This window comes from Sphaerisporangium sp. NBC_01403, from assembly GCF_045040145.1.
In the GTDB taxonomy this organism is placed as follows: domain Bacteria; phylum Actinomycetota; class Actinomycetes; order Streptosporangiales; family Streptosporangiaceae; genus Sphaerisporangium; species Sphaerisporangium viridialbum.
On record NZ_CP109534.1, the window covers coordinates 5371046 to 5397077 of the forward strand.

Consider the following 26032-nt stretch of genomic DNA (forward strand, 5'->3'; position numbering starts at 1 on the left):
CATGGGAACTCTCGCGCACGGGGAGATCATCGCTCGCCCGGCCGGCCTCGGCGACCCGCCCCTGTCGTACGGCCAGGAGCGCATGTGGTTCCTCAGCCGCCTTGAGGGGAGCGGCGGAGCCGCCTACAACGTGTTCCTCGCCCACCGGCTTCGCGGCCCCCTCGACGCCGGGGCCTTGGAACGGGCGATCGCGGAGATCGTGGCGCGGCACGAGGTGCTGCGCACCCGCTACCCGGCCAAGGATGGCGACCCCGTCCAGGTCATCGACCCACCCCCCTCTCCCGCGGATGCCGGTGTCGGGGGGGACTGGCTGGAGGTGGTGGATCTGGCTGAGGTGCCGGTGGATGGGCGGGAGGCCCGGGCCAAGGCGATGGCCGCCGAGCGGGTGGCCCGGCGGTTCGACCTCGCGGGCGAGTATCCCTTCCGGGCGAGCCTGCTCCGACTGTCCGAGCGCGAGCACGTGCTGTGCGTCGTGTTCCACCACATCGCCGTGGACGGCTGGTCGAGCCAGATCTTCTTCCGCGAGCTGGCCGCCCTGTACGGGACGTACGTGAACGCCGGCACACCAGACCTGCCCCCGCCGCCGCTCCAGTACGCCGACTTCGCGCTCTGGCAGCGCGAGCGGCTGGGCGAGGTGCTGGACGGGCAGCTCGGCTACTGGCGAGAGCGGCTCGACGGTGCCCCAACGCTCGAGCTGCCCACGGACCGGCCTCGCCCGCCGGTCACCACCTCCAGCGGCGGCAGCGTCAACCGCCTCCTGCCCGCCTCGCTGAGCAAGAAGATCGACGAGCTGGCCCGGCGCACGCGCGGCACCCGGTTCATGACGCTCATGGCCGCCTACCAGGCGCTGCTGGCCCGCTACTCGGGACAGGAGGACATCTGCGTCGGCACCCCCGTCGCGGGGCGGGGCACACCCGAGCTGGAGCCGCTGATCGGGCTCTTCATCAACACGCTCGTGTTCCGGGTGGACCTCTCGGGCGACCCGACCTTCCGCGAGCTGCTCACCCGCGTCCGTACCAGCGCCCTTGAGGCGTACTCCAATGACGCCCTGCCCTTCGACCGGCTCGTGAGCGAGCTGAACCTCCCGAGGGATCTGAGCCGGACCCCGCTGTTCCAGGCGCAGCTCATCCTCTACAACTACGCCGAGAGCCTCCCGCCCCTGCCGGGCCTGACCACCGAGCCGTTCGACCCCGGCGTGCGGCTCGCGACCTTCGACCTGTCGGCGGAGTTCCGCCAGGACGAGGACGGGCTCAGGCTCTCCCTGGTCTACAACGCCGACCTGTTCGACCGCGAGACGGTGGAACGCATGGCCGGGCACTTCGAGGCCCTGCTGATCGAGGCCACCGAGGACCCCGGCCGCCGCCTGTCCGACCTCGACCTCCTGGACGTGGTCGAACGCGAGCGGCTCCTGCTCCAGTGGAACGACACCGCCGCCCCGCGTCCGGACGTCACGCTCCCCGAGCTGGTCGCGGGCCGTCCCGGCGCGACGGCCGTGACCTTCGAGGGGCGCACCCTGACGTACGCCGAGCTGGAGGCCTCGGCCAACCGGCTGGCCCACCGGCTCCGGCGCGAGGGGGTACGGCCCGGCGTGCTCGTCGCGCTGTGCGCCAACCGCTCGCCGGAGACGCTGGTGGCACTGCTGGCCGTGATGAAGGCCGGAGGCGCGTACCTGCCCCTGGACCCGGAGTACCCCCGCGACCGGCTCGCGTTCGTCCTCGCCGACTCGGGCGCCGAGCTGCTGCTGACCGAGGAACGCCTGCGCGACCGGCTCCCCGAGTGCGACGTCCCGGCCCTGCTGATCGAGGATCCGGCGGCCTTCGCCGCGGAGCCCGCCTCCGCACCCGAGCCGACGGCGACCCCGGCCGACCTGGCCTACGTGATCTACACCTCCGGCTCGACCGGGCGTCCCAAGGGCGTCGCGATCGAGCACCGGGCCCTGGTCAACCTGCTGCTGTCGATGAAGGAGCTGCTCGGCTCCGGCCCCGGCCACCTCTGGCTGGCCCTCACGTCCCTGTCGTTCGACATCTCTGGGCTCGAACTCTTCCTGCCCCTGGTCAGCGGGGGGCACGTGCTGATCGCGGGGACGCGGGAGGCGGCCGACCCGCTCGCGCTGGCCAGGCTCGCGGCCGCGTACGCCGTGACCCACGTGCAGGCGACGCCGTCGGGGTGGCAGGCGATGCTCGACGCGGGGTTCGACCGCCCGTCGGTCACCGCCCTCGTCGGCGGGGAGGCGCTCCCGCCCGTGCTGGCCCGTGCGCTGCGGGGACGGGTGCGCGACCTGTGGAACGTGTACGGCCCCACGGAGACCACCATCTGGTCGACCTGCGAACGGGTCCCCGTGGAACCGGACACGGTGACGATCGGCGGTCCCCTGGCCAACACCCAGGTGTACGTGCTGGACGAACGGCTCAGGCCGGTGCCGGCAGGCGTGCCAGGGGAGCTGTTCATCGCGGGCGCGGGAGTCGCGCGCGGCTACCTGCGCCGCCCGGCGCTCACCGCGGAGCGGTTCGTTCCCGACCCGTTCGGCCCCTCCGGATCGAGGCTCTACCGGACCGGCGACCGGGTGCGGTGGCTGGCCGACGGCCGCATCTCGTTCCTCGGCCGCGCCGACGGCCAGGTGAAGCTTCGCGGGCACCGTGTCGAGCTGGGCGAGGTCGAGGCGGTGCTGGCGACCTGCCCGGGCGTGCGGCGCGCGGTCGCCGCCATCCACGCGGACACCCTGGTCGCGTACGTCGTGACCGATGCGGCGGGTGACACTGCGAGCGACACGGGCGACACCCCGGGCTACGCGGGCGACGCCGTGGGATACGCGGCGGGGGTGCGCGCGCACGTGGCTCGCTCGTTGCCGGCCGTCATGGTGCCCGCCGTGGTGGTCTCCCTTCCGGCCCTGCCCATGACCCCGAACGGCAAGATCGACAGGAACGCCCTGCCCGCGCCCGACCGGCGGCCCACGGGACTCGGCAGGCCGCCGCGCACACCGCTGGAGCACCGGGTGGCCGAGGTGTTCGGCGAGGTGCTGAAGGCCGGCCCCCTCGGAGCGGACGACGACTTCTTCCTGCTGGGCGGCCATTCCTTGCTCGCCGTCAAGGTGACCGCGCGGATGACCGCCGCGCTCGGCGTGCAGATCCCGCTCCGTGACCTGTTCGCCCATCCGACGGTGTCCGGCTACGCGTCGGCCGTACAGGATCGGTCGGAGGCCGGCGGGGCGCTCCCGCGGCGGCGTCCCGACGACGGCACGCCACCGCCGCTCTCCCCGGCTCAGGAACGGCTGTGGTTCCTGCACCGCCTCGACCGGGGCGACGCCGCGTACAACATGTACCTGGTGTGGCGGCTGCGGGGCGCGCTCGACGCCGAGGCGCTGACCGGCGCGCTCCGCGACCTCGCCGAACGGCACGACACCCTCCGCACCCGCTATCCCGAGAGGGACGGCGGCCCGGTCGCCGTCGTCGAACCCGCCGGAGGCCCGGCCGTCGAGCACATCATCCTCGGCGGGAACACCCACGGCGGAAACGACGGGAACGTGTACTGCGGGAGCGTGCACGACGGGAACATCCTCGGCGGGAGCGAGGAGGAGGCCGGGCGGATCGTCGCGGAGCGGACCAACGCCCCCTTCGACCTGGCGGCCGCCGCTCCGCTCCGCGTCACCCTCATCCGACTCGCGGACGACGACCACGTGCTGTGCGTCGTGCTGCACCACATCGCCGGGGACGGCTGGTCGCTCACGATCCTCGGCGACGACCTCGCCCGGCTGTACAGCGCCCGTACCCAAGGGACGGACGCCGCGTTGCCCGAGCTGCCGCTGCGGTACGGCGACGTCGCGCACTGGCGGCGCGGGCGCGACGACGGGGCGGCGCTCGCCTACTGGCGCGAGCGGCTCGCAGGACCGCCCGTACTGGAGCTGCCGACCGACCATCCCAGGCCAGAGGTATCGGGGCATCGGGGCGGGTTCCACGCGTTCGCGCTGCCCGCCAAGCTGGCGGACGGGCTGGAGCACATCGCCCGCGAGCGCGGCGCGACGCTGTTCATGGTGCTGCTCGCCGCCTACCAGGTGCTGCTCTCCCGCCACAGCGGGCAGACCGACATCCTGGTCGGCTCGCCCTCGGCGGGGCGGGACCACGTCGAGTTCGAGGGGCTGGTCGGCTACTTCGCCGACACCCTGGTCCTGCGAGGGGACCTGTCCGGCGACACCTCCTTCACGAGCCTGCTGGACCGCACGCGCGCGACCGTCCTGGCCGCGCTGGCACACCAGGACGTGCCGTTCGAGAAGCTGCTGACCGAGCTGGACGTGCCGCGGGACCTCAGCCGCACTCCCCTCTTCCAGACCATGGCCATCCTGCACAGCCAGGACGAGGGTGCGGCGCGGACCGCTCTGGGCGACCTGGACCTGGAGTGGTTCGACGCCGGCTACCGGCAGGTCAAGTTCGACCTCATGCTGGAGGCGTGGCGCAGGCCCGAAGGGCTCTCGCTGGTCCTCGGTTACGACGCGGAGCTGTTCGACGAGTCGGCCATCGCGGGCCTGGCCGCCAGGTTCACCCTCCTGTGCCGCGCGATCGTCTCGGACCCCGGCCGCGCGATCTCGGCGCTGCCCATGCTCACGCCCGGCGACGAGACCCGGCTGCGCGCCCTCGAAGAGGTCACCGTCTCCGGCGAGCCGCAGCCAGACGGAGCCCCGCAGGCCGGCACCGGGACCTCCGGCATCCTTGTCCCCGGAATGATCGAGGCGGTGACGGTCTCCCTGCCGGGCGCGACGGCGGTGAGCTGCGGCGGCGAGACGCTGACGTACGCCGATCTGGACCGCAGGGTCGCCTCACTCGCGCACCGGCTCCGCGAGCGCGGGGTGGGCAGGGAGAGCGTCGTCGGGGTGCACGTCGACCGCTCGGCCGACGCCGTGGTGGCGTTGCTGGCCGTGTGGCGAGCGAGGGGCGCGTACCTGCCTCTCGACCCCGAGCTGCCCGCTGAGCGCATCGGCCTGCTCATCGCCGACAGCGACGCGGCCGTGGTGGTGACCCGGACGCACCTGGCCCACCTGCTGCCCTCGAACACCCCGCTGCTGGTCATCGAGGAAACCCGCAACTCCCACACCCAGCACCCCAATGCGGCCACCAAAACGGACTCAACCGCATCCGGAGCACACCCCGAACCGGACTGCACCGCCGTATCGGGCGAGCGGGAGGGCGGCGACGCCGCGTACGTGATCTACACCTCCGGCTCGACCGGAGCGCCCAAGGGCGTGGTGGTCGAACACCGGGCGCTGGCTGCCCGGGTGGAATGGATGAAGCGGGCGTACGCGCTCGGCCCCGGGGACCGGGTGGTCCAGTTCGCGTCGCTCAGCTTCGACACGCACGCCGAGGAGATCTACCCGGCGCTCGCCGCAGGGGCGACCGTGGAGCTGCTGCCCGGCGGCGCCCTCACGCTGCCCGAGCTTCTCGCCGGGCCCCGGGGCCGCGAGGTCACGGTGCTGGACCTGCCGACCGCGTACTGGCACCAGCTCGTGGACCAGCTCGACCGGGTGGCGTGGCCCGACGCGCTGCGCCTGGTCATCCTCGGCGGCGAGCAGGCCCACGCCGCCGCCGTGGCCCGCTGGCGCGAGCGGTTCGGCGACCGGGTGCGCCTGGTGAACACCTACGGGCCGACGGAGGCCACGATCATCGCGACCGCCACCGACCTCGGGGCCGCCGACACGACAGGACGCCCGCCCATAGGACGGCCGATCGGCGCGACCCGGGCGGTGGTGCTCGACGGGCACGGGCGGCGGGTGCCCCCCGGCGCGCCGGGTGAGCTGCACCTGGGCGGCGCCGGGCTCGCACGCGGCTACCTCGGGCGCCCGGAGCTCACCGCCGAGCGCTTCGTCACCCGGCCCGGCGAGGGGAGGCTGTACCGGACGGGCGACCTGGTGCGGTGGCGTGCGGACGGGCGGCTGGAGTTCCTCGGCCGCCTGGACGACCAGATGAAGGTACGCGGGTTCCGCATCGAGCCGGCCGAGATCGAGGGACGCCTCCTCGCCCATCCTGGCGTACGGCAGGCCGCCGTGGTCGCCCGCGACGGAACGCTGGTGGCGTACGTGGCCGGACCGGCCGGCCCTGACCCCGGCCAGCCGTTGGACCCGGTGGTGCTGCGGCGGGAGCTTGCCGCTTCCTTGCCGTCGTACATGGTGCCCGAGGTTTGGGTGGTGCTAGACGCGCTGCCGCTCACGCCCGGCGGAAAGGTCGACCGCAGGGCGCTGCCGCCGCCAGACCCCGGCGACGGCCGCCCGTTCACGGCGCCTCGCACCGATGCCGAGGCGCTGGTGGCCGAGATCTGGCAGGAGGTGCTGGGCGCGGGCGAGGTCGGCGCGTTCGACGACTTCTTCGCGCTCGGCGGCCACTCGCTGCTGGCCGTCCAGGTGGGGTCCCGGCTCCGCGCCACCACCGGCGTCGAGGTCCCCATCCGCGCGCTGTTCACCCACCGCACCGTGGCCGACCTGGCGGCGGAGGTGGAGCGGGTCCTGACGGAGGAGCTGGCCGAGCTCAGCGACGAGGAGGCGGCCCGGCTGCTGGAGGGTGAGGCCCCGTGAGCGCGCTTTCGCCGTCGAAGCAGGCGCTGCTCGCCCAGCGCCTGCGCCGGCGCGCCACCGTGGACGAGCCCGCCGCCCCGTCGATCCCCGTGCGGGCGCCCGGCACCGAGAACGTCCCCCTCTCGTTCGGCCAGGAACGGATCTGGTTCCTCGACCAGCTCGACCCCGGTGACACGGCGTTCGCCATGTCCCTGGCCCAGCGGTGGCGCGGCCCGCTGGACGTCCCCGCGCTGCGGCGGGCGTTCGACGAGATCGTGGCCAGGCACGAGACGCTGCGCACGCGGTTCCCCGACGTGGACGGGACCCCCGTCCAGGTCGTCGACCCTCCGTCACCGCTGCCCGTCGAGTGCCTGGAGGTGACGGAGGACGAGGCCGCCCGGGTGGTCGCGGGCCTGGTCTCCACGCCCTTCGACCTCTCCACGGGGCCGCTGCTGCGGGTCACGCTGCTGCGCCTCGGCGACGACGACCACGTGCTGAGCCTGGTGTGCCACCACATCGTGGCGGACGGCCTGTCGGTCAACCTGCTCCTCGGCGAGCTGGCGGCCCTCTACGACGCCTTCCTGTCCGGCGAGCCCTCGCCGCTCACGCCGTTGCCCGTCCAGTACGCGGACTACGCGATCTGGCAGCGCGAGCGGCTCGCGGGAGAGGCGGCGGAACGCTCGCTCGCGTACTGGCGGAGACAGCTGGACGACGCCCCGGCCCTGGAGCTGCCGGCGGACCGGCCCCGGCCCGCCGTGCACACCTCGGACGGCGACACCGTGACGCTCAGGGTCGACGCCGCCACGGCCGCCGGACTGGAACGCCTTGCCTCCGACGAGAGGTGCACGCTGTTCATGACGCTGCTGGCGGCCTACCAGACGCTGCTCATGCGCCACGCGGGGCAGCGGGACATCTGCGTCGGCTCGCCCATCGGCGGGCGCGGGCGGCTGGAGCTCGAACCTCTCATCGGGTACTTCCTGGACACCCTGGTCCTGCGGGGCGACCTGTCGGGCGATCCGTCCTTCCGGGAGCTGCTGGACCGTACGCGGTCCACCGTGCTGGACGCGTTCACCCATCAGGAGATCCCGTTCGAGCGGCTGATGACCGACCTGCGGGTGGAGCGCGATCTCAGCCGCTCCGCGCTGTTCCAGACCATGATCGTCGTGCACACCCAGAACGACCTCGGCCAGGCGGCGCCGATGCGGGGCATCGCCGTCGAGGGCTTCGACAGCGGTTACAGCGCGGCCAAGTTCGACGTGACCCTCGAAGCGTGGCGCGACGGGGACGGCCTGACCCTCGGGTTCGGGTACCGGACCGACCTGTTCGACCGGGCGACGATCGGCGCGCTGGCCGACCGGTTCGTCCGCCTGCTGCGGGCGGTCGTCGCGGATCCGGGCGTGCGGCTGTCCGCGATCGACCTGCTCGGCGCGGAGGAGCGGGAGCGGATCACCGCCTGGAGCCTCGGCCCCGCGCGCCCGTCCCCCGCCCCCACCGTCCCCGAACTGATCGCCGCCGCCACTACGGCGTCCCCCCATGCCATAGCACTGGCCGCCTCTGACAACCACACCCCCGCGCCTTCGGGGGTCGCCGATGTGGGGGCGTCAGGGGTTCGGGTGACGTACGCCGAGCTGGACGAGAGGTCCGACAGGCTGGCGCTGGCGCTGCGCAGGGCGGGGGCCGGGCCCGAGTCGATCGTGGGGGTCTGCCTCGACCGGTCCCCGGAACTGTTCGTGACGCTGCTCGCCGTCTGGAAGGCTGGGGCGGCGTACCTCCCCCTGGACCCCGCCTATCCGGACGACCGGCTGGCGTACATGCTCGCCGACAGCGCGGCACGGCTGCTGGTCGCCGACGCCGGGGCGGAGAAGCGGTTCCCCGGAATCCCGCACCTCACCCCGGACGGGCAGCCGGGGCGCCCCGGCGTCCCCCACCTCACCCCGGACGCGGAACCGGGTCCGGGGTCTGCATGGACGTCGGCGGAGCCGGGGCCGGCCGGGGTTCCGGGTCCTGATCCCGCACGCGCCGCGTACGTCATCTACACCTCCGGCTCGACCGGCAGGCCGAAGGGCGTGGTCGTCACGCACGCGGCGCTCGCGGCGCGGGTGGCCTGGATGCGCGAGACGTACGAGCTGAGCCCGGCCGACCGGGTGCTGCAGTTCGCCTCGGTCAGCTTCGACACCCACGCCGAGGAGGTCTACCCCTGCCTGTCGGCCGGCGCCACGCTGACCCTGCTCCCCAGCGGGGGCGAGTTCCTGCCCGACTTCCTCGCCACCCCCGAGGGCAGCGCGCTGACGGTGCTCGACCTGCCCACGCCGTACTGGCACGAGCTGGTCGCCGACATCGACGCGGTCGCGTGGCCGCCGGGGCTGCGGCTGACCATCCTCGGAGCCGACCAGTCGGAGCCCTCGGCGGTCGCGGCATGGCACCGGCGCTTCGGCGGCCGGGTGCGGCTGGTCAACACCTACGGCCCCACCGAGGCGACGATCATCGCCACGGGCGCGGAGCTCCGTGACTCCGGCGAGCGCCCGCCCATCGGCAGGCCCCTGTCGGAGACCTCGGCGTACGTACTGGACGAATGGCGCAACCTGGTCCCGGCCGGGGTGCCGGGCGAGCTGTACATCGGGGGCGCGGGGCTGGCCCGCGGCTACCTGAACCGTCCCGAGCTCACCGCCGAGCGTTTCGTCACCGCCCCGGACGGCCTCCCCGTCGCGGCGGGGGCGGGCGACGACCCACCGTACGGCCTCCCCGTCGCGGCGGGGGCGGGCGACGACCCACCGTACGGCCTGCCCGTCGCGGCTGAGGCGTCCCCGGGCGACCGGCGGCTCTATCGGACAGGTGATCGGGCGCGCTGGCGGCCGGACGGGCAGCTGGAGTTCCTCGGCCGCCTCGACGGCCAGGTCAAGCTCCGGGGGTACCGCATCGAACTGGGCGAGGTGGAGGCCCGGCTGCTCGAACACCCTGGGATCGTACGTGCCGCCGTGGTCGTCGACCGGGAAGCCCTCGTCGCGTACGTCGTCGGGGACACGGAGCCACGCGAGATCCGCGACCGGCTCGCCTCCGTGCTGCCGGCGTACATGGTCCCGAAGGCGGTGGTGACCCTCGACCGGCTGCCGCTGACGCCCAACGGCAAGCTCGACCGGCGCGCGCTGCCCTCCCCCGAGGTGACGCGGGACGAGGCGGCGGCCCTGCCGGGCACCCCGGCCGAGGTGGCGATCGCGGCGATCTGGTCGGAGGTGCTCGGGCTCGAAGGCGTCGGCGCGGAGGAGGACTTCTTCGCACTGGGCGGGCACTCGCTGTCGGCCACCAAGGCCATCGCCAGGATGCGGCGCACGCTCGGCGACGGCGTCTCGCTGATGGACCTGTTCCAGCATCCGACGGTACGGGGACTGGCCGCGCTGGTCGAACGCCCGTCCGAACGCCCGTCCGGCGGGTCCGCCGACGGGTCCGCGCGCCCGCTGCTGCACGAGCTGACCCCGCCGCTGCCGCCGGACGCGGCGACCGTTACGTACGTGTGCGTGCCGTACGGCGGGGGCAGCGCCGTCGTCTACCGGCCGCTCGCCCAGGCCCTGCCCGCCGGGCACCGGCTGCTGTCGATCGCCATCCCCGGCAACGACCTGGGGCTTGCGGAGGAGGCGCTACCGTTCGACGAGCTGGCGCGGCGGTGCGCCGAGGAGATCCTGCGGCGGGTGAGCGGCCCGCTCGTCCTGTACGGGCAGAGCAGCGTGGGGTCGGCGCTCACGGTCGAGATCGCCCGCCGCCTGGAGTCCTCGGGGCGGGAGCTGGACGCGGTCTACATCGGCGCCGCATTCCCGTTCGCCCGGCCGCGCGGCCGGGTGGCGCGGGCGCTGTCGCGGCTGGCACGGGCCGCGGCGGTGTCCTCCGACCGGGCCTACGCCAACTGGCTGGCGTCCATGGGCGTGGACCTGAGCGACCTCGAACCCGAGCACGCCGAGCGCATCGTCCGCAACATGCGCCGCGAGGCGGAACGCGCCGAGGAGTACTTCACCGACCTCCTCGACCCCCGCGGCGGCGCCGGCCCGTACACGGGCGGAACCGGCACCGGCGGCGCGGCCACAGGCGGCGGTGTGGGTGTGGCACGGCTGCGGGCGCCGGTGATCACTCTGGCCGGTGACCGCGACCCTGCCACCGAGTTCCACGAGGAGCGCTACCGCGAGTGGCACTTCCTCGCGGACACCTCCGCGCTGGTGGTCATCCACGAGGCCGGGCACTTCTTCCTGAAATATCGGGCGGCAGAGCTCGCCCAGATCATCACCCACGTCCACCCATCCCTCGACTCCGTCACCTCGTCACCCGGCTCCGTACATCCGCCGGTCGCTTCAGCCGGTGGGGGGCGTCCGGAGGGCGCGACGTGGTGGGTGGCCGGGGTGTCGCGGCGGGGGCAGGGGGCCGGGGGCGCTTCCTCGGGGCCGGAGCCCAGCATGCGGCGCTTCACCGCCGTGGCCGCCGGGCAGCTCGTGTCGATCCTCGGCTCGGCGTTCACCGAGTTCGCGGTGCCGATCTGGATCTACCAGACCACCGGTTCGGTCGCGAACTTCGCACTGTTCGCCGTGCTCGGGCTGGTCCCCGGGCTGCTCGTGGCGCCGTTCGCGGGAGCGATCGTCGACAGGCTGGACCGGCGCCGCGTGATGCTGGCCGGGGACATCGGGGCCGGGGGCAGCCAGCTCGTGCTGGGGACGCTGCTGTGGACGGGCAACCTGCAGATCTGGCACATCTACCTGCCCCTGGTCACGCTGTCGGTCGCGTTGAGCTTCCAGCGTCTCGCGTACGCCTCGGCGATCCCGCAGCTCGTGCCGAAACGGTTCCTCGGCCACGCCAACGGCATCGCCCAGATGGTCAACTCCTCGGCGCAACTGGTGGTGCCCCTGGTCGCCGTCGGCCTCATGGCCGTGATCGGCCTCGGGGGCATCATCGCCCTGGACGTCGTGAGCTACGGGGTCGCGATCGGCACGCTGCTCCTCGTACGGTTCCCGGTCACCATGGCCGCCCGGCGCAGGGAGACACTGCTCGCGGAGATCGCCGGAGGATTCCGGTACTCGTGGGGGAACCGGGGCTTCCGCGCCATGCTGCTCTTCTTCGCCGGGCTGAACGTCTTCCTGTCGCCGCTGTTCCTCATGGTCACGCCGCTGGTGCTGTCGTTCGGGACACTGAACGACACCGGCCGGGTGGCCTTCTTCTCGGGGATGGCGGGCTTCCTCGGCGGGCTGGTCATGAGCCTGTGGGGAGGCCCGCGCCGCATGCGCATGCGAGGGGTTCTCTACTGCACCCTGGCCCTCGGAGTGTGCGCCGCCGTGACCGGCCTGCGGGCCGATCTCGTGCTGATCGCGGCGGGCGCGTTCGGGATGACCCTCTGGCTGACGCTGCTCAACGGCATCTACGCGACGATCGTCCAGGTCAAGGTGCCCCAGCGCTTCCACGGACGGGTGTTCGCGCTGAACACCGTGATCTCGTGGTCCACCCTGCCGCTGGGGTTCGGCGTGGTGGCTCCCGTCGTGAGCGGGCTGTTCGAGCCGATGCTGGCCAGGGGCGGGGTCCTCGCGCCGACCGTCGGTGCTCTGATCGGCACCGGGCCCGGACGCGGCATCGGCTTCATGTACGTCGTCTTCGCCCTCGGCATCGCCGGCACGGCACTGGTGGCACTCCGCACGCGGTCGCTGGCCGGGTTCGACGAGGAGATCCCCGACGCGACCCCGGACGACCTGGTCGGAGCCGAGGCCATAGGCAGGACGACCACCTGAGGAACGAGGAGAGCCCGATGAACGGCACGAACCCCCGAGACGGCGCGGATATGGAGGAAACGGGCGTTATGAGGGAAGATCACACCATGACGGACATCGTGCTCGAAGGGGGCCACGGCCCCACCACCCCCGGCGCGGGGTCCGGAGACCACGCGCCAGGGTCCGGAGACCAGGCGCCCGCGTCCGGCCGGGCCGTCGGGCCATCCGATGAAGCCGCGTTGCGGAGATGGCTCGCGGAGGCCCTGTCGGAAGCGTGCGACGGGGAGGTCTCCGCCTCCGAGATCCTGGGCGCCGGCTGCTCGTTCGTGGCGCTGGGCGTCGGCTCGCTCTCGATGGTCCGCCTGATCGACGCCATCGAGTCCGGACTCGACGTCGAGATCGAGTTCGAGGGCGACGCCTGGTTCATGGAAGACCTGGACAGCCTGGTCGGCCACCTACAGGGACTGACCCGCGCGGACCTCCCCGCCTGAGCCGGTCGCGGCGGCGGGCCGGTGCCGCGTGCGAGCGAGCGGTTGAGCTGCGGTCAGCCGAAGAGGTCGGACTCGCGGCCGTCGTCGCCGAGGGGACCCGGCTCGCCGGCCAGCCGGGTGAAGTACTCCACAGGCTGCGCGGGCTGCCCCACGTTGTTGGACAGCGCGAAGAAATGGCCGTCCACGCTTATCTGGGTGCGGTGCGCCCGCAGGGCGGCGATCTTCGCATCCAGGTGCGCGGTCGCGTCGACGTACGTGGTGACCTGGTCGTCAGGAACGCCGAACCCGAAGTCCTCCACGGACTTCAGCCGCTCGAACGGCCCGGTGTCGACGGCCTTCTCCAACACGGACAGCGGCGTCGCGGTGGCGTAGAAGCGCGACGGCGACCACGGCTCGCCATCGCCGAAGGACGGGTCGGCGGCCTTCTCGAACGCCCGCCATGCCACGCGATGCGCCTGGATGTGGTCGGGATGCCCGTAGTACCCGTTGTCGTCGTACGTCACGATCACCTGCGGCCGTACCTCGCGGATGATGCCGACGAGCTCCGCCGCCGCGAGGTCGAGGTCGGACTGCCAGAAGCACGACGGGTCGTCGTTGGTGGCCGCTCCCATCATGCCGGAGTCACGCCAGCGCCCCGCCCCGCCGAGGAACCGGTGGTCGTCCACGCCGAGCGCGGTGCACGCGCGGGCCAGCTCGCCCACGCGGTACTCCCCGAGCCGGTCCTCCCTGTCGGCGCCGAGGTGGCGCAGCTCGGCGGGGATCACGTCACCCTCCTCGCCCAGCGTGCACGTGACCAGGCAGACGTGCGCGCCCTCGGCCGCGTACTTGGCCATCGTGGCCCCGGTGCCGATCGACTCGTCGTCGGGGTGGGCGTGGACGAAAAGAATTCGACGATCGGGCGACATGGCCGACCTGCCTTTCCTTTAAGAGTCCCGAGCTGAAGGCTCCCGGCCGGAACCCCTGGACGGGCGAGCGCCCGCCGGGGTCCTGAGCCGGGATCGAGCCGAGAGGCCGCCTGCCAGGTTCCGCGTTGTTGGTTTGGGGGTCCATCTTCCCGAGTGTTCCGGCGCGCCCGAAACCGGGGCCCTACTCCACAAGGGCGGTGGAACGGATCTTGGCGGGCGCTGTCGAGCCTCGGACGACCAGCTCAGGTTCGAAGAGCAGCTCCTCCGCGGTGACCGACGCGCCCTCTATCTGGCTGACCAGCAGGGTCACGGCGGTCCTGCCCATGGCCTCGATGGGCTGGCGCACCGTGGTCAGCGGCGGGTTGGTGCAGTTCATGAAGGCGGAGTCGTCGAACCCCACCACCGAGGCGTCTTCGGGCACCGACATGCCGAGCCGGCGCACGGCCCGGATGGCCCCGAGTGCGAGCGGGTCGCTGCCGCAGATGAGGCCCGTGACGCCCTTCTTCAGCAGCTTGGTGGCCACCGCCTGGCCACCTTCAGGGGAGAACAGGGTGCGCTCCACCGACTCGGGCCCCACCTCGACGCCGGCCGCGCGGGCCGAGGCGACGAAGGCCGCGTACTTGCGGCGCGAGGGGATGTGGTCCTCAGGCCCGAGCACCAGCCCGATGCGCTCGTGGCCGAGCGAGGTCAGGTGGCCGAACGCCTGCTCGACCGCCACGGCGTCGTCCGTGGAGACCTGGGGGAAGCCCAGGCTCTCGGCGGCGGCGTTGACCAGCACCACGGGCAGCCGGAGCTCCAGCAGCCGGTAGTAGTGCTCGTGCGGCGCGTCCGCCTCGGCGTAGTGCCCGCCCGCGAACACCACGCCGGAGACCTGCTGCTCCAGCAGCATCTCCACGTAGTCGGCCTCGGACAGGCCGCCCGCGGTGCGGGTGCAGAGCACGGGGGTGAACCCCTGCTGGGCGAGCGCGCCGCCGACCACCTCCGCGAGCGCGGGGAATATCGGGTTGCCCAGCTCGGGGAGCACCAGGCCCACCAGACGGGCCCGCTCGCCCCTGAGCTGGGTGGGGCGCTCGTAGCCGAGCACGTCCAGAGCGGTCAGCACGGCCGCGCGCGTCGCGTCCGCCACACCGGGCTTGCCGTTGAGCACCCGGCTGACGGTCGCCTCGCTGACGCCGACCTTCTTCGCCACTTCCGCAAGTCGCCGTGTCACGGCGCAATCATAGGTCGGAAACCTGCAAGCCGCTTACATTCCGACGGCTTAGCGTGAAACCGGTCTACATCAGGACCGGTCCAACCGGAGCGGCGGCCGGTGCCCGCTCCAGGACGCCGTCGGCCCGCGAAGACGGGCGCAGGCGTCCAAGCCCCTCGCCTACCCGTTACCACCTGGGCAGATGTCACCGACCGCACGTCAGCGGCGACCGTCGCATCGAGGGTCGCGCCGATGTGACGCGGATTTGCACTGCCTTACAGGCACTTGCAACTCACGCCCGCCACCCCTGTCAGCGAGACACACCAATCCCCCAGCATCCGCTTCGCACTACCGCGCACAACGCTTCGCAAGACCGGTCAGATCCAGAAAGTGATCAGACGTTCGGCGATGTCCCGGCCCTGCGCGTAGCCGGCCTCGGCGGAGGGGGTGCGCACGGCAGGGTCCAGCGGGTCGGCGCCCATGGCGGTGAGCGACGCCTTGTCAGGGATGATCACTTCCACCTCCCCGCCGGCGCCGAGGGCCTCCACCTGCCCCGCGAGCTGGGGGTCTTCGAGGGGAGCGAGGACCAGGACGCGGTCGTACCCGGCGGCCAGATCGGCGTTGACCCCGGACCTGACCCCGCCGTCCATGTAGCGGCCGTCGCCGATGGTCACCGGGGGCCACACCCCCGGCACCGCGCAGCTCGCCGCCACCGCGTCGACGAGATCGACCCCGGAGGCCCGGTCGAACACGCGGTGCTCGCCCGTGGCGGTGTCCACGGCCACGAGCGCTATGTCGGCCTCGGGCCACTCATGGCGGGGAAGGCGGTTCGCGATCACCTCGCGCCGTACGGGCTCGGGGACGGTCCTGGCCGCGAGTGCCAGCTCGCCGACCTCCTTGCGCACCTGGGCGAGGTCCCGCGTCCGCTGGTAGAGGGCCTCGAACGAGGACACCAGCTCCTCGACCGAGATGCCGCTCGGCAGCTCCTTGTTCTGCAGGGCCGGGTCGGCCTGGCGCCGGTAGAGCTCGTCGAGCGGGACGCCGCTGGTCATCTGGGCGGCGACGGTGGCGCCCGCGGACGTACCGACGATCTTGTCGGCGGTGCGGCAGTTGATGCCGCCCTCCGCCAGCCCGGCGAGGACTCCCGTCTCCCAGGCGATGCCCGCCACCCCGCCGCCACCAAGCACCAAAGCACGCTTTGTCATGACAGATCCCCTGCCTCGTTCCGGAAGATCATGCTAGCCGTCCGGAGCCCTGGCCTGGGCCCGGACCGTCGGTGACGACCGCCACGAGCCGGGTGCCCGGCGGGAACGCCCCCCTGGCCACCAGCTCGAAGATGCCGTACATCATCTTGGCCACGTAGACCCGGTCGAGCGTCTGGCCGTGCCGTGCCGCGAAGTCCTCGATGAACGCGCCGAGCTCCCTGGTCGTCCTTGCGAAACCGCCGAAGTGGAAGCCGCATTCGAGGCTCCAGCCCGGCGAGGACGTCCCGAAGGCCTCGCATTGCAGCCGCTCCACCTCGCCGGCCAGGTACTCGCCGCCCTTCAGCACGGGGAAGCCCACGGCCCGGCACCCCGGAGGGAGCGCCGAGGCGATGCCGGCCAAAGTGCCGCCCGTGCCGCACGCGCAGCAGATCACGTCGAACGGCCGCCCGCCGCCCGCGCCTTCGGGACTCGCGTCCCGGAGCTGGGCCGCGACCTCCGCGGGCAGTTCGGCGCAGCCCCGAACCGCGAGCGCGTTGCTGCCGCCCTCGGGGAGCAGGTAGAAATCACCCCACTCGGCGCGCAACCGGTTGATCACTTCCGGGGAGTCCTTGGCGCGGTAGGTGGAACGGTCGAGGTAGGTGAGCCGCATGCCGCGCGACACGGCGTACGCCAGCGAGGGGTTGAGCGGGAGGTGCTCCTCGCCCCGGATCACGCCGATCGTCGCCAGGCCGAAGTGGTGCCCGGCCGCGGCGGTCGCCCTGATGTGGTTGGAGTAGGCGCCGCCGAAGGTCAGCAGCGTGCCCTTCCCCTGCCGCGCGGCCTCGGCGAGGTTGTGCCGGAGCTTGCGCCACTTGTTCCCCGGCAGCTCCGGATGGATCAGGTCGTCGCGCTTGAGGAACACGCGGACCTCGCCCAGCCGGTCGTCGCGCAGCTCCTCCAGAGGGCTGGGGAGCCGCAGCGCGAGTACTGAGGGGAGCGTCCCGCCGTTGTCCACAGGGCCAGCTTGGCACGAGAGCCGGCTGCGGGCGGTCGGTAGGCTACGACCGACCCCGAACACGAGGAGCCGCCGTGATGCGTGCTGTCGATGCTTTCCGCGCGGCGTTCGGCCGCGAGCCCGAGGGTGCCTGGCACGCTCCTGGGCGGGTCAACCTGATCGGCGAGCACACCGACTACAACGACGGTTTCGTGCTGCCCTTCGCGGTGCCGTGGGGGGTCACGGCCGTCGCGGGCCGTCGCGACGACGACTCGGTCACGCTGCTCTCCCTCCAGGCCACCTCCGAGCCCGGCGCCGGCCGACCCCAGGTGATCGACGACTACGAGCGGGCCGAGGGCTGGGCCCGTTACGCCGTGGGCGTCTTCTGGGCGCTGCGCCAGGCCGGGCACGCCGTGCGCGGCGCCGACCTGGTGATCGACGGCGACGTGCCCCAGGGCGCGGGGCTGTCCTCCAGCGCCGCGCTGGAGGTGGCCGTCGCCATGGCACTCAACGACCTGTACGACCTGGGGCTGAGCGGGCTCGACCTCGCCCTGCTCGCGCAGAGGGCCGAGAACGACTTCGTCGGCATGCCCTGCGGCATCATGGACCAGGCCGCCTCCGCGCTCGGCAAGGAGGGCCACGCCCTCTTCATGGACTGCCGCAGCCTCGCGTCCCGGGCGGTCCCGCTCGACCTGGCCGCCCACGGGCTGCAGATCCTGATCATCGACACCGGCGTCCACCACGAGCTCGCCGACGGTCAGTACGCCCGGCGCCGGCGCGACTGCGAGAGCGCGGCCAAGCGCCTCGGGGTGGAGGCCCTGCGCGACGTCACCGACCTCGCAGGAGCCTTGTCCATGCTCGGGGGCGACGAGCGCAAGCGGGTCCAGCACGTCGTCACCGAGAACCACCGGGTGCAGGCGCTGATCGGGCTGCTGCGCGCGGGCGCCGTCCGCGAGATCGGCGCCCTGCTGAACGCCTCCCACATCTCGCTCCGCGATCAGTACGAGGTGTCCTGCCCCGAGCTGGACGTGGCGGTCGAGGGGGCCGTCAGGGGCGGAGCTCGCGGCGCCCGCATGACCGGAGGCGGCTTCGGCGGCTCGGCGATCGCCCTGGTGGCCGACGACCGGGTCGACAGGGTGCGCGAGGAGATCGCGAAGGCCTACGAGGGGCGGGGCTGGGCGCCCCCGCGCTTCCTTCCCGCCGTCCCCGCCGCCGGAGCCCGCCGCCTCGCCTGAGAGACCAGGTCAGGGCGATGGTTCCGGTGGGAGCCTGTGCGGCGGGTCAGGCCACTTTGGCGACCGTCGGGGTGAGGGTCTCGGTGAGGAGCGTGCGCGCCAGGGAGTCGGCCTGGCGCGCCACCACCGTGTCGACTCCCCGGTGCGGGGTCGTCGCCCCGCCCCCGGTGGTCCAGGGGCCGAAGGCGAACCTCCGGGGGTGAGCCGCCCCGGCGTGGTCGACGATGCGCCGGTCGGGCAGGCTCACCTTCAGCAGCCCCGCCTCCTCGACGCACTCCCCCCGCGCGTGCAGCCGCCTGACCAGCGGGTCGCGGGTGCGGCCGACGTCGGGCCCGGGGCGCCTCGCCTCGATGAACGCGCGGGCGGTGAGTGATCCCGGCACGGTGGCGCCGGTCGCCCGCCACGTGCCGCTCTCGTGGGGCTCGACCCGGGTGTCGGTGCCGAGGAAGGTGACGATGCCCGCCCTGCCCAGGGCCCTCAGCTCGGCCAGCCGCGCGGCGGGCAGCCCGCCCGCGGCGTGGTCTGCGAACCCCTGGAACCACGGGTCACCCGGCACCTGCCCGGCGATCACGTCGAGCACGCCGCGCAGCCCGTAGATCATGGCCAGGTCGGCGCTGTGCGCGGGGTCGGCCCTGCGCGAGAGGTCGGCGGCGAGGTAGCCGTGCATCCACCTCTGGAGGCCGGGCAGGTCGCCGAAACGGATGCCGGCGAGCGGGCGGTCGAACCTGGTGAGGTTGAGCCGGTCCTCGAAGCGGGGCACGGCCGCGCGGATCAGCGCCCGCATCGTCTTGCCCTCCCACTCCTCGGGGGCGAAGGCCTCGGCGAAGTCCGCCCAGCGCATGCGGGCCCGCTCCGGGTGGGCGGTCAGGATCTCGTGGTAGTACGCGAAGGCGAGATCCTTGGCCACCAGCGGCCACACCTCCCGCCGGAAGTCCCTCGGCCGGTCGGCGAGCGCGGTGACGAACCTCGGAGGCGGCGGCGGGTCGCCTCTCAGGGCGTACTCGATCATGGCCCGATGGGGCACACCGCGCCGGGAGCCCACGTGGATCAGCGGCTCCCTGCCGCCGGCGACGTAGGTGAGCTCGCCGCTCCGGTCGCGCCTGAACCGGCCACCGCGCCCCGTGGTCAGCCCTGCGAGCACGTCGGCGAAGACCGTGCCGAGGCCGCGCACCAGCACGGGCTGCCCGCCGGGCACGTGCCGCAGCGGCAGCTCGCCCGCGTAGCCGGTGGGACGGTAGTACAGGCTGTGCCTGCGGGCGAAGCCGAGCAGCTCCAGCTCGCCCGGCGTCGCGAGGACGTCCAGGTGGTGCTGGGCGAGGACCACTGCGTCGGTGTCGACGCGGGTGCCGTCGTCGAGCAGCACCCGGCGGCCCGCCAGATCGACCGCCCTCGCCCGGTGGACGTGGACGCGCACCCCCGGCGCCTGCGCCTCGGGAACGGCCGGCCCGCCAGAGGCGTCCACGACGTGGATGTCGAGCGGGCGCCAGCCGATCAGCTCGGAGGCGTTGGCGCGGATGCGCTCGACCAGGCAGGCCGCACCTGGCCCGGCGCCGACGACGCAGACGGATCCGGTCACGCTCGCCTCCCTCGATTTACCTATTTAGAAGGTAGGAAATACATGAATCTCTGTCAAGACATGGTAAGACGAAACGACGCCTTCTGTCCGGAGAAACTCCGGAGAAGGCGCCGTTTCGATCAAGGTTTTACAGTCCGTACGGCCGTCACTGCGAGGCGAGCTGCGCGACCCCCGGATCCGCCTTCGCGGAGAACGTGCCTACTTCCACAGGAAACCGGGATCGCAGCCCGCTCGCTTCGAGCACGCGGCGCACGGGAGACGAGGGGGCCACCAGGCGAACTCCGCCACCGAGAAGCAGCGAGCGACGCCGGGCGGCCATGAGGGCGCCCAGCCCGCTGGCGTCCATGAAGGTGACCTCGGAGAGGTCGAGGACGAGGCGGGCGCGCGGCGGTTGGAGCGCGGCGAGAAGCCGCTCACGCAGCACGGGAGAGCATGAGATGTCGACGTCCCCGCTGACGCGGCACACGGCCGTGTCGGCACGGACGGTTATGGATAGGTCCAATGAGGACCTCCAATCAATGGACGCGAGGGCGGCTCGCGGTGGTGCAAACCGCCCCTACTTGCGTCCTTGGGGTGAAGGCGGCAGAGCCGCCTTCACAGGAGCCTCGCGGCTCGAATAATGATTAGAGCGGGCGAACCTGCTCCGCCTGGGGGCCCTTCGGCCCACGCGTCGTCTGGTAGTCGACGCGCTGGTTCTCCTCCAGGCTGCGGTAGCCGCTCGAGTCGATGGCGGAGTAGTGGACGAAGACGTCCGCACTGCCGTCATCGGGAGCGATGAAACCGAAGCCCTTTTCGGCGTTGAACCACTTGACGGTTCCCTGAGCCATGAAACTGATCTCCTCATGAGACGATCTACGAGGTCCACGGGCGTGGAGCCCCGGGTTGTTTAGCGACCGACCGCCCCTTGAAAGCACATTGGCTTCGCACGGTGGAACGCCCGCTGTAAGAACTCCGCAGGCGCTGCTACACGTTAACGAACCTCCACTACAACCACTGCCATTCAACACCATGCGGAGCCCCTTCGCCAACGCCGGGGGGCCCAAGCCGACATCCCCAGGTGGAACTCCTGCCGGACCCCGGGAGATGGAGGTGGATACCACGCAGGCGGGTCGAAACCGCCTAGCTCAGCGGTGGAAACGCCGGGGGACGGCGCTCCAGGAAGCTCGCGACGCCCTCCGCGAAATCGCGCCGCCCGAACGCTTCCATCATGAGCCGGACCGCCTCGGCGGCGGAGTCGTCGAGTGACTCCTGCCAGGCGCCCCAGACCTGCCGCTTGATCACGGCCATCGAGGCCGGCGAGCTGTGCGCCGCCAGCTCGCGCGCGTAGGCGACCGCCTCTTCGAGCAGCCGGTCCCCCGGCACCACGCGGTTGACCAGGCCCAGCTCGCCCGCCTCCGTGCCGGTGAACGTGCGGCCCGAGAGCAGCAGGTCCATGGACCTCGCCTGCCCGATGAGCTTGGGCAGGATCCACGCGAGGCCGTACTCGGCGATGAGGCCGCGCCGGGCGAACGCCGTGGTCCACTTGGCGTCGGCCGAGGTGAACACCACGTCGCACACCAGCGCGTGCACCATGCCGAGCCCCGCGCAGGCGCCGTTGACCGCCGCGACGATCGGCTTGCGGATCGTCGTGGGATGGGTGTTGGGACGCTTGTCCGGCTCCTCGTCGTACGAGCCGTCCTGCAGGGCGGTGAGCGTCTGGAAGTCCGCGCCCGCGCAGAATCCCTTGCCCGCGCCGGTGACCACGATCGCGCGCACCTCGGGGTCGCGCTCGGCCTCCTCCAGCAGGTCGAAATAGCGCCGCCCCATGGCGTCCATCCACGCGTTCAGCCGGTCCGGCCGGTTGAACGTCAGCGTGAGCACGCCCTCGTCCAGCGACGACAGCACGAGATCGGACATCGAACCTCCCGGAGAGACCGCTACCGAATAACGTTCTACACCAATTCCGCCGAGGAGGCGGGAACGGGGGGTCAGCCGTCGTGCTCGCCCTTGCGGTGGTGCTGGACGAAGGCGGGGGTCAGCTGCACGTCGTCGTAGTAGCGGTGGAAGACGGGTGTGAGCGAGCCGGAGAGCGGCGGGACGATCCAGGACCAGTCGGCGGGGCAGACCCGTCCAGAACGCTCCTCACGCTCCAGATGGGAGATGAACCTGCGGGCCTCGGTGTGGTGGTCGGTGATCGTGACGCCCGCCTGCCCGAAGGAGTGCAGCACCGCGACGTTCAGCTCCACCAGCGCGTGGTCCTTCCACAGCGTGCGGTCGTTGGAGGTGTCGAGCCCGAGTCTCTCCGCCACCACGGGAAGCTGGTTGTAGCGGTCCTCGTCGGCGAGGTTCCGCGCGCCGATCTCGGTCCCCATGTACCAGCCGTTGAACGGGGCGCACGGGTAGCAGACGCCGCCGATCTCCAGGCACATGTTGGAGATCACGGGCACGGCGTGCCAGCGCAGGCCGAGCCGTTCGAACCACGGGTACGCCGGGTGGGAAAGCGGCACCTCCAGGATGGCGTCGCCCGGGATGGTCGCCACCAGCGGCGAGATCCTGCGCGCGTCCTCGATCACCAGGGGCAGCACGTCGAAGCGCGTCCCAGGGCCGCCCGCCCACCCGAGGCGCATCGCCGACGCGGTGAGGCCGGCGTTGCGCGCGTCCCCGACCACAACCCCGTCCGGCGTGCGGTACCCCGCGTAGCGGATGAGCTGCTCGTTCTGGATCCTCGGCCCCGGCCGGCCCGGCAGGTCCTGCGCGAAGACCGTGATGGTCGGCCGGATCCGTCCCGAGCCGGTGGCCTCCCGCAGGTGGTTGACGCACTCCACCGCGACGCCCTCGGCGCTTTCGACCGAGCGCATGTCCCTGACACGGAGCGACTGCCAGTACAGGCGGCCGATGCACCGGTTGCTGTTGCGCCAGGCGACCCGGGCGCCGAAGGTCAGCTCCTCGGGGGTGTGAGTGTAGGTCCCATACCGCGCGATCTGCGCGAGCACCTGGTTCAGCCGCGGCTCCACCGGCCCCGCTTCGGGGTTCTCCTCGTGGAACAGCCGCAGGAACTTCTCGGCCTCCGCGGGGTCGGCCCTCCCGATGCGCTCGTCCGGCGGGGGTACGGCGGGGCCCGCTCCGCTCGCCTCCTGGTCGGAGTCGTACCGGAGCATCCTCCCCGCGGCCCGGCGCCCGACGTAGGCCGGTAACTCGCCGAGGGGAGCCTCTCCCGGTGACTGCCGGGATGCCTGAGACAGGTCGGAAACTGAGAACAGCCGTCGAGATCTCATCCAGAACACCATAGGACAACCGCCACATTGTTCTCACAGGTATCCGGCCGTTCCGGCGGCGCGAAAACCCTGAGTGCAGCGGCCCTCCCCGCTGCGTTGCATGATCCGCGGCAGCCGTGACTTCGGACCTCGCGCGAACGCGGTCACACCAGGTGCTGGCGCGTGAGCACAGCGGCACGAAACACGGCAGACCCACATCTTCGGTCATCGCTTGTGATTTGTCCCCCATATCTCAGAGGGATCTTCAGAGTCCTGAAACGCGACAAGCCCCAGGAGAATCTCCTGGGGCTTGCGAGCGTGGCTCCCGCGATAGGACTCGAACCTATAACCTGCCGGTTAACAGCCGGCTGCTCTGCCGATTGAGCTACACGGGATCGTCTGGCGCGTCGCGAGGAGGGTGTTGGCCCTTCCTTGCGGCGCGGAACTAGATTAGCGCATTCCGGGGGGTGCGTGTCGCATCCGGATCACTCAGACCTCTTCCCCAGCCCGCGACGGCGGCCTTCCGGCAGAACGCGCGGCCCGTCGGGACCATAACCCTTCGCAGCCGGGGTAGGGGAGGCGAAGAGCGGGGATGCCAGCGGCACGCGGAGGTAGCAGATGCGATATCGATTCACGTTCGCCGTGGGCCTGGCCGTCGGCTACGTCTTGGGCAGCCGGGCAGGCCGGGAGCGGTACGAGCAGATCAAGCGGGTGACACAGCGGGTCGCCGACAGTCCCATGGTCCAGCAGGCCGCGGGCGTGGCCGGAGCCCAGGCCTCCAAGGCCGCCGAGGTGACCCGGCACAAGCTCGGCGACGTGCTCGGCGACAGGGTGCCCTTTCTGCACAGGAACGGCTGGGCCGCCGTCAGGGAGGACACCGGCACCGGCTGGCCGGACACCGAGGTGAACCGGGTCACCTGACCCGGCACCACGTGAAGGCGGCCCACGCGGAGTCCCACGTGGGCCGCCTCGCTTCACTCGACGAGGCGTGCGGGCATGAGGCGTGCGGGCATGAGGCCCGGGCGCCCTCAGACGCCGAGGTTGCGCCTCAGCTCCTCCAGCGCCTGCTCGGCGGCGGCGCGCAGGCCCGGGTCGGCAGGATCGAGGCCCGGGTCGAAGACGAACTCCCACTCCGCGGTGTCCTGTCCCGGCACCCGGCGCGCGACCAGGCGCACTCCCCCGCGGTTCCCGAGGCGCACGTGGCGGCTCGCCAGGATCGACGAGGTGACCCGCTCCCGTACGGCCTCGGGCAGGCGTCCGGGCTCGGGCAGCGCCATCCACCGCTCGGCGCCGTCGGTGGCCACGATGCGCAGCCCCTCCTCGTCCCACATCGCCCGGTCGATGCGGTACCAGGGCAGGGGCTCCTCGCCCGGCAGGCGCAGCGCCCGGTCGGTGGCCACGACGTACGCGCCGTCCGGCGTGCGGGCGTGCACGAGCACCCGTTCGCCCGGCTCCAGCGTGACGCCCGCCTCGGCGGGAAGGCTCCGGGAGCCCCAGGGAAGTCGCATGGGTGAAAGCTACCTGGCGAGCAGGTCGAGGGTGAGGGCGGCCGACCAGGAGAAGTCCCGGCAACCCCTGCCCATGCCGTCGAAGGGGTCGAAGCACTCGCGGAACCCCGCCTGCCGTACGAGCCTGAGGGTGCTCGCCGCCAGCGACGCCCGCAGGTCGTCCAGGCCGTGCACGACCGCCCCGCGCCAGAGCAGCCAGTTGGTGTTCACCCAGGAGGGCCCGCGCCAGTACGTCGACCTGTCGAACTCCAGCGCCCGCACCTCGCAGCTCGGCACGGGATAGCCGCTCGGGCCGAGGAAGCGCGACTCCAGCAGTTCGGCGAGCACCGCGACGACCGGGGCGGGCATGCCAGGGTCCAGCAGCGGCCCGAAGCACCCCACGGAGCAGACGGGGATCAGCCGCCCGGCGCGCAGGTCGCGCGCGTAGAAGGCGCCGTCGTCCCACAGGCGGTCGAGCAGCGCCCTCCTGATCCGGTCGGCGGCCTCGCGGAAGGGCGCCCGGTCGGCCCCGATGGCGTCCGCGAGGCCGGCCAGCGCCACGCACGAGGCCAGCCAGATCCCGTTGAACAGCGGGTCCTCGACGGCGAAGGGATGCTCGTCGCGCAGGTAGCCCGCGCCGTAGCCGGAGTCGCGGTAGCGCATGGCCAGCCACACGTAGCGGTCGTGGTGGCTGTCGGACCGCCACTCCTCCAGCGCGTACGCGTAGCGCACGAGGGGAAGGGCGGCGAGCGGGGCGTCCCAGACCGGGCTGTCGTCCAGGCCCGACTCCCAGGGGTGGACGATCGCCGCGAGGCCGTCCCCGCCGAGGTCGCGGGCCGAGGCCAGATAGTCGTGCTGGGCGACCAGGCTCGGCCAGGCCCGCCGTACGAAGGCGAGGGCGGCGTCGCGGTCGGGGGCGTACCGCCAGATCCACCACACGGCGCAGGCCTGGAGCGGCGGCTGGGTGAGCCCCGAGGTGATCGTCCCGTGCGGCGCGGCCGCGCAGTCGGCCGACCGCCACAGCGACGGGCCGGGGTAGTAGGCCTCACCGGTCGACCGGTCGAAGACGATGTGCGGCAGCATCCCGGTGCTCCACTGCCCGCCGAACAGGCTCAGCAGTTCGGCGCAGGCACGGGACCAGCGGCGGCGGGCGAGGCCGATCGCCACGAAGGCGGAGTCCAGGCTCCACTGGTGGGGGTAGCGCCCCACCGCCGGCACGGTGGCCGACCCTGTCCAGTTCGCGTCAAGCACGTCGAGTGCGGCCTGCTCGAGCGCGGTGTCGTCGAGCGCGGACCGCGCGTCCATCGGGTTGTCGGCAGGAGACCGTCGCCGTCCGGGAGGGGAGTGCCGCCTGCCGCCCTGAGGCGGAGACGGGAGTGCCGTCCCTGCCTTCCTCCTCTCGTGACCGGTGCCGGTACGAGCCGCGGCGCCCGGATCACGGGCTCCGCGTGGCCGGGCCCGGTCCACGGCCCGC

16 protein-coding genes and 1 tRNA gene are annotated in these 26032 nt (G+C 72.5%); 5 read left to right on the top strand and 12 right to left on the bottom strand.

Features of this window, described 5'->3' with window-relative positions:
* The first annotated feature begins 1 nt into the window (after window position 1).
* The 3 genes from OG589_RS24100 (at window position 2) to OG589_RS24110 (ending at window position 12755) form a co-directional block, all read left to right on the top strand.
* The gene (locus tag OG589_RS24100) at window positions 2-6553 is read left to right on the top strand and encodes an amino acid adenylation domain-containing protein (RefSeq protein ID WP_405139745.1); all 6552 of its coding nucleotides are present in this window, start codon (window positions 2-4) and stop codon (window positions 6551-6553) included.
* Complete coding sequence (locus tag OG589_RS24105; protein ID WP_405139747.1) at window positions 6550-12285, top strand: amino acid adenylation domain-containing protein; 5736 nt, start codon at window positions 6550-6552, stop codon at window positions 12283-12285. The genes OG589_RS24100 and OG589_RS24105 overlap by 4 nt, the downstream gene beginning before the upstream one ends.
* An 86-nt stretch (window positions 12286-12371) precedes the next feature.
* The gene (locus OG589_RS24110; RefSeq protein WP_405139748.1) at window positions 12372-12755 is read left to right on the top strand and encodes a hypothetical protein; all 384 of its coding nucleotides are present in this window, start codon (window positions 12372-12374) and stop codon (window positions 12753-12755) included.
* A gap of 53 nt (window positions 12756-12808) precedes the next feature.
* Here the strand turns inward: OG589_RS24110 and mshB are convergent, their stop codons facing one another.
* The 4 genes from mshB to OG589_RS24130 form a co-directional block, all read right to left on the bottom strand.
* Window positions 12809-13660 (bottom strand): N-acetyl-1-D-myo-inositol-2-amino-2-deoxy-alpha-D-glucopyranoside deacetylase, encoded by an 852-nt coding sequence (gene mshB / locus OG589_RS24115; protein ID WP_405139750.1) that lies wholly within the window; start codon window positions 13658-13660, stop codon window positions 12809-12811.
* Between the two features lie 181 nt (window positions 13661-13841).
* Window positions 13842-14870, bottom strand: a complete 1029-nt coding sequence (locus tag OG589_RS24120; RefSeq protein WP_405139752.1) for a LacI family DNA-binding transcriptional regulator — start codon at window positions 14868-14870, stop codon at window positions 13842-13844.
* A gap of 356 nt (window positions 14871-15226) precedes the next feature.
* On the bottom strand, window positions 15227-16054 hold the full coding sequence (locus OG589_RS24125) for a patatin-like phospholipase family protein (RefSeq protein WP_405139754.1): 828 nt from the start codon (window positions 16052-16054) through the stop codon (window positions 15227-15229).
* A gap of 28 nt (window positions 16055-16082) precedes the next feature.
* The gene (locus tag OG589_RS24130) at window positions 16083-17048 is read right to left on the bottom strand and encodes a 1-aminocyclopropane-1-carboxylate deaminase/D-cysteine desulfhydrase (RefSeq protein ID WP_405139756.1); all 966 of its coding nucleotides are present in this window, start codon (window positions 17046-17048) and stop codon (window positions 16083-16085) included.
* Between the two features lie 77 nt (window positions 17049-17125).
* On the opposite strand from OG589_RS24130, the gene galK reads away from it, so the two are divergent.
* Window positions 17126-18262 carry a galactokinase gene (gene galK, locus OG589_RS24135; protein ID WP_405139758.1) on the top strand — a complete coding sequence of 379 codons (1137 nt, stop codon included), beginning with the start codon at window positions 17126-17128 and terminating at the stop codon, window positions 18260-18262.
* A gap of 46 nt (window positions 18263-18308) precedes the next feature.
* Here galK and OG589_RS24140 read toward each other — a convergent pair whose 3' ends face one another.
* From OG589_RS24140 to OG589_RS24165, 6 genes are all read right to left on the bottom strand, one after another.
* Entirely contained in the window at window positions 18309-19838 is a 1530-nt protein-coding gene (locus OG589_RS24140) for a hypothetical protein (protein ID WP_405139760.1), read from the bottom strand.
* Window positions 19839-19983: 145 nt separating this feature from the next.
* A complete protein-coding gene (locus OG589_RS24145; protein ID WP_405139762.1) occupies window positions 19984-20340 on the bottom strand; it encodes an STAS domain-containing protein in 357 nt (118 codons plus the stop codon).
* Between the two features lie 121 nt (window positions 20341-20461).
* Window positions 20462-20665: a cold-shock protein gene (locus tag OG589_RS24150; protein ID WP_248964071.1), complete on the bottom strand. Its 204-nt coding sequence runs from the start codon at window positions 20663-20665 to the stop codon at window positions 20462-20464.
* Window positions 20666-20957: 292 nt separating this feature from the next.
* The gene (locus OG589_RS24155; RefSeq protein ID WP_405139764.1) at window positions 20958-21734 is read right to left on the bottom strand and encodes an enoyl-CoA hydratase-related protein; all 777 of its coding nucleotides are present in this window, start codon (window positions 21732-21734) and stop codon (window positions 20958-20960) included.
* A gap of 71 nt (window positions 21735-21805) precedes the next feature.
* Window positions 21806-23092, bottom strand: coding sequence for a nitric oxide synthase oxygenase (locus tag OG589_RS24160; RefSeq protein ID WP_405139766.1), 1287 nt, complete (start codon window positions 23090-23092; stop codon window positions 21806-21808).
* Window positions 23093-23390: 298 nt separating this feature from the next.
* Window positions 23391-23466: transfer RNA gene (locus tag OG589_RS24165), tRNA-Asn, on the bottom strand.
* A gap of 223 nt (window positions 23467-23689) precedes the next feature.
* On the opposite strand from OG589_RS24165, the gene OG589_RS24170 reads away from it, so the two are divergent.
* The gene (locus tag OG589_RS24170; RefSeq protein ID WP_405139768.1) at window positions 23690-23992 is read left to right on the top strand and encodes a YtxH domain-containing protein; all 303 of its coding nucleotides are present in this window, start codon (window positions 23690-23692) and stop codon (window positions 23990-23992) included.
* Window positions 23993-24099: 107 nt separating this feature from the next.
* On the opposite strand, the gene OG589_RS24175 is transcribed toward OG589_RS24170, so the two are convergent.
* Window positions 24100-24579, bottom strand: coding sequence for a hypothetical protein (locus OG589_RS24175; RefSeq protein WP_405139770.1), 480 nt, complete (start codon window positions 24577-24579; stop codon window positions 24100-24102).
* Between the two features lie 9 nt (window positions 24580-24588).
* Window positions 24589-25863, bottom strand: a complete 1275-nt coding sequence (locus OG589_RS24180; protein ID WP_405139772.1) for an amylo-alpha-1,6-glucosidase — start codon at window positions 25861-25863, stop codon at window positions 24589-24591.
* Between the last annotated feature and the right edge of the window lie 169 nt (window positions 25864-26032).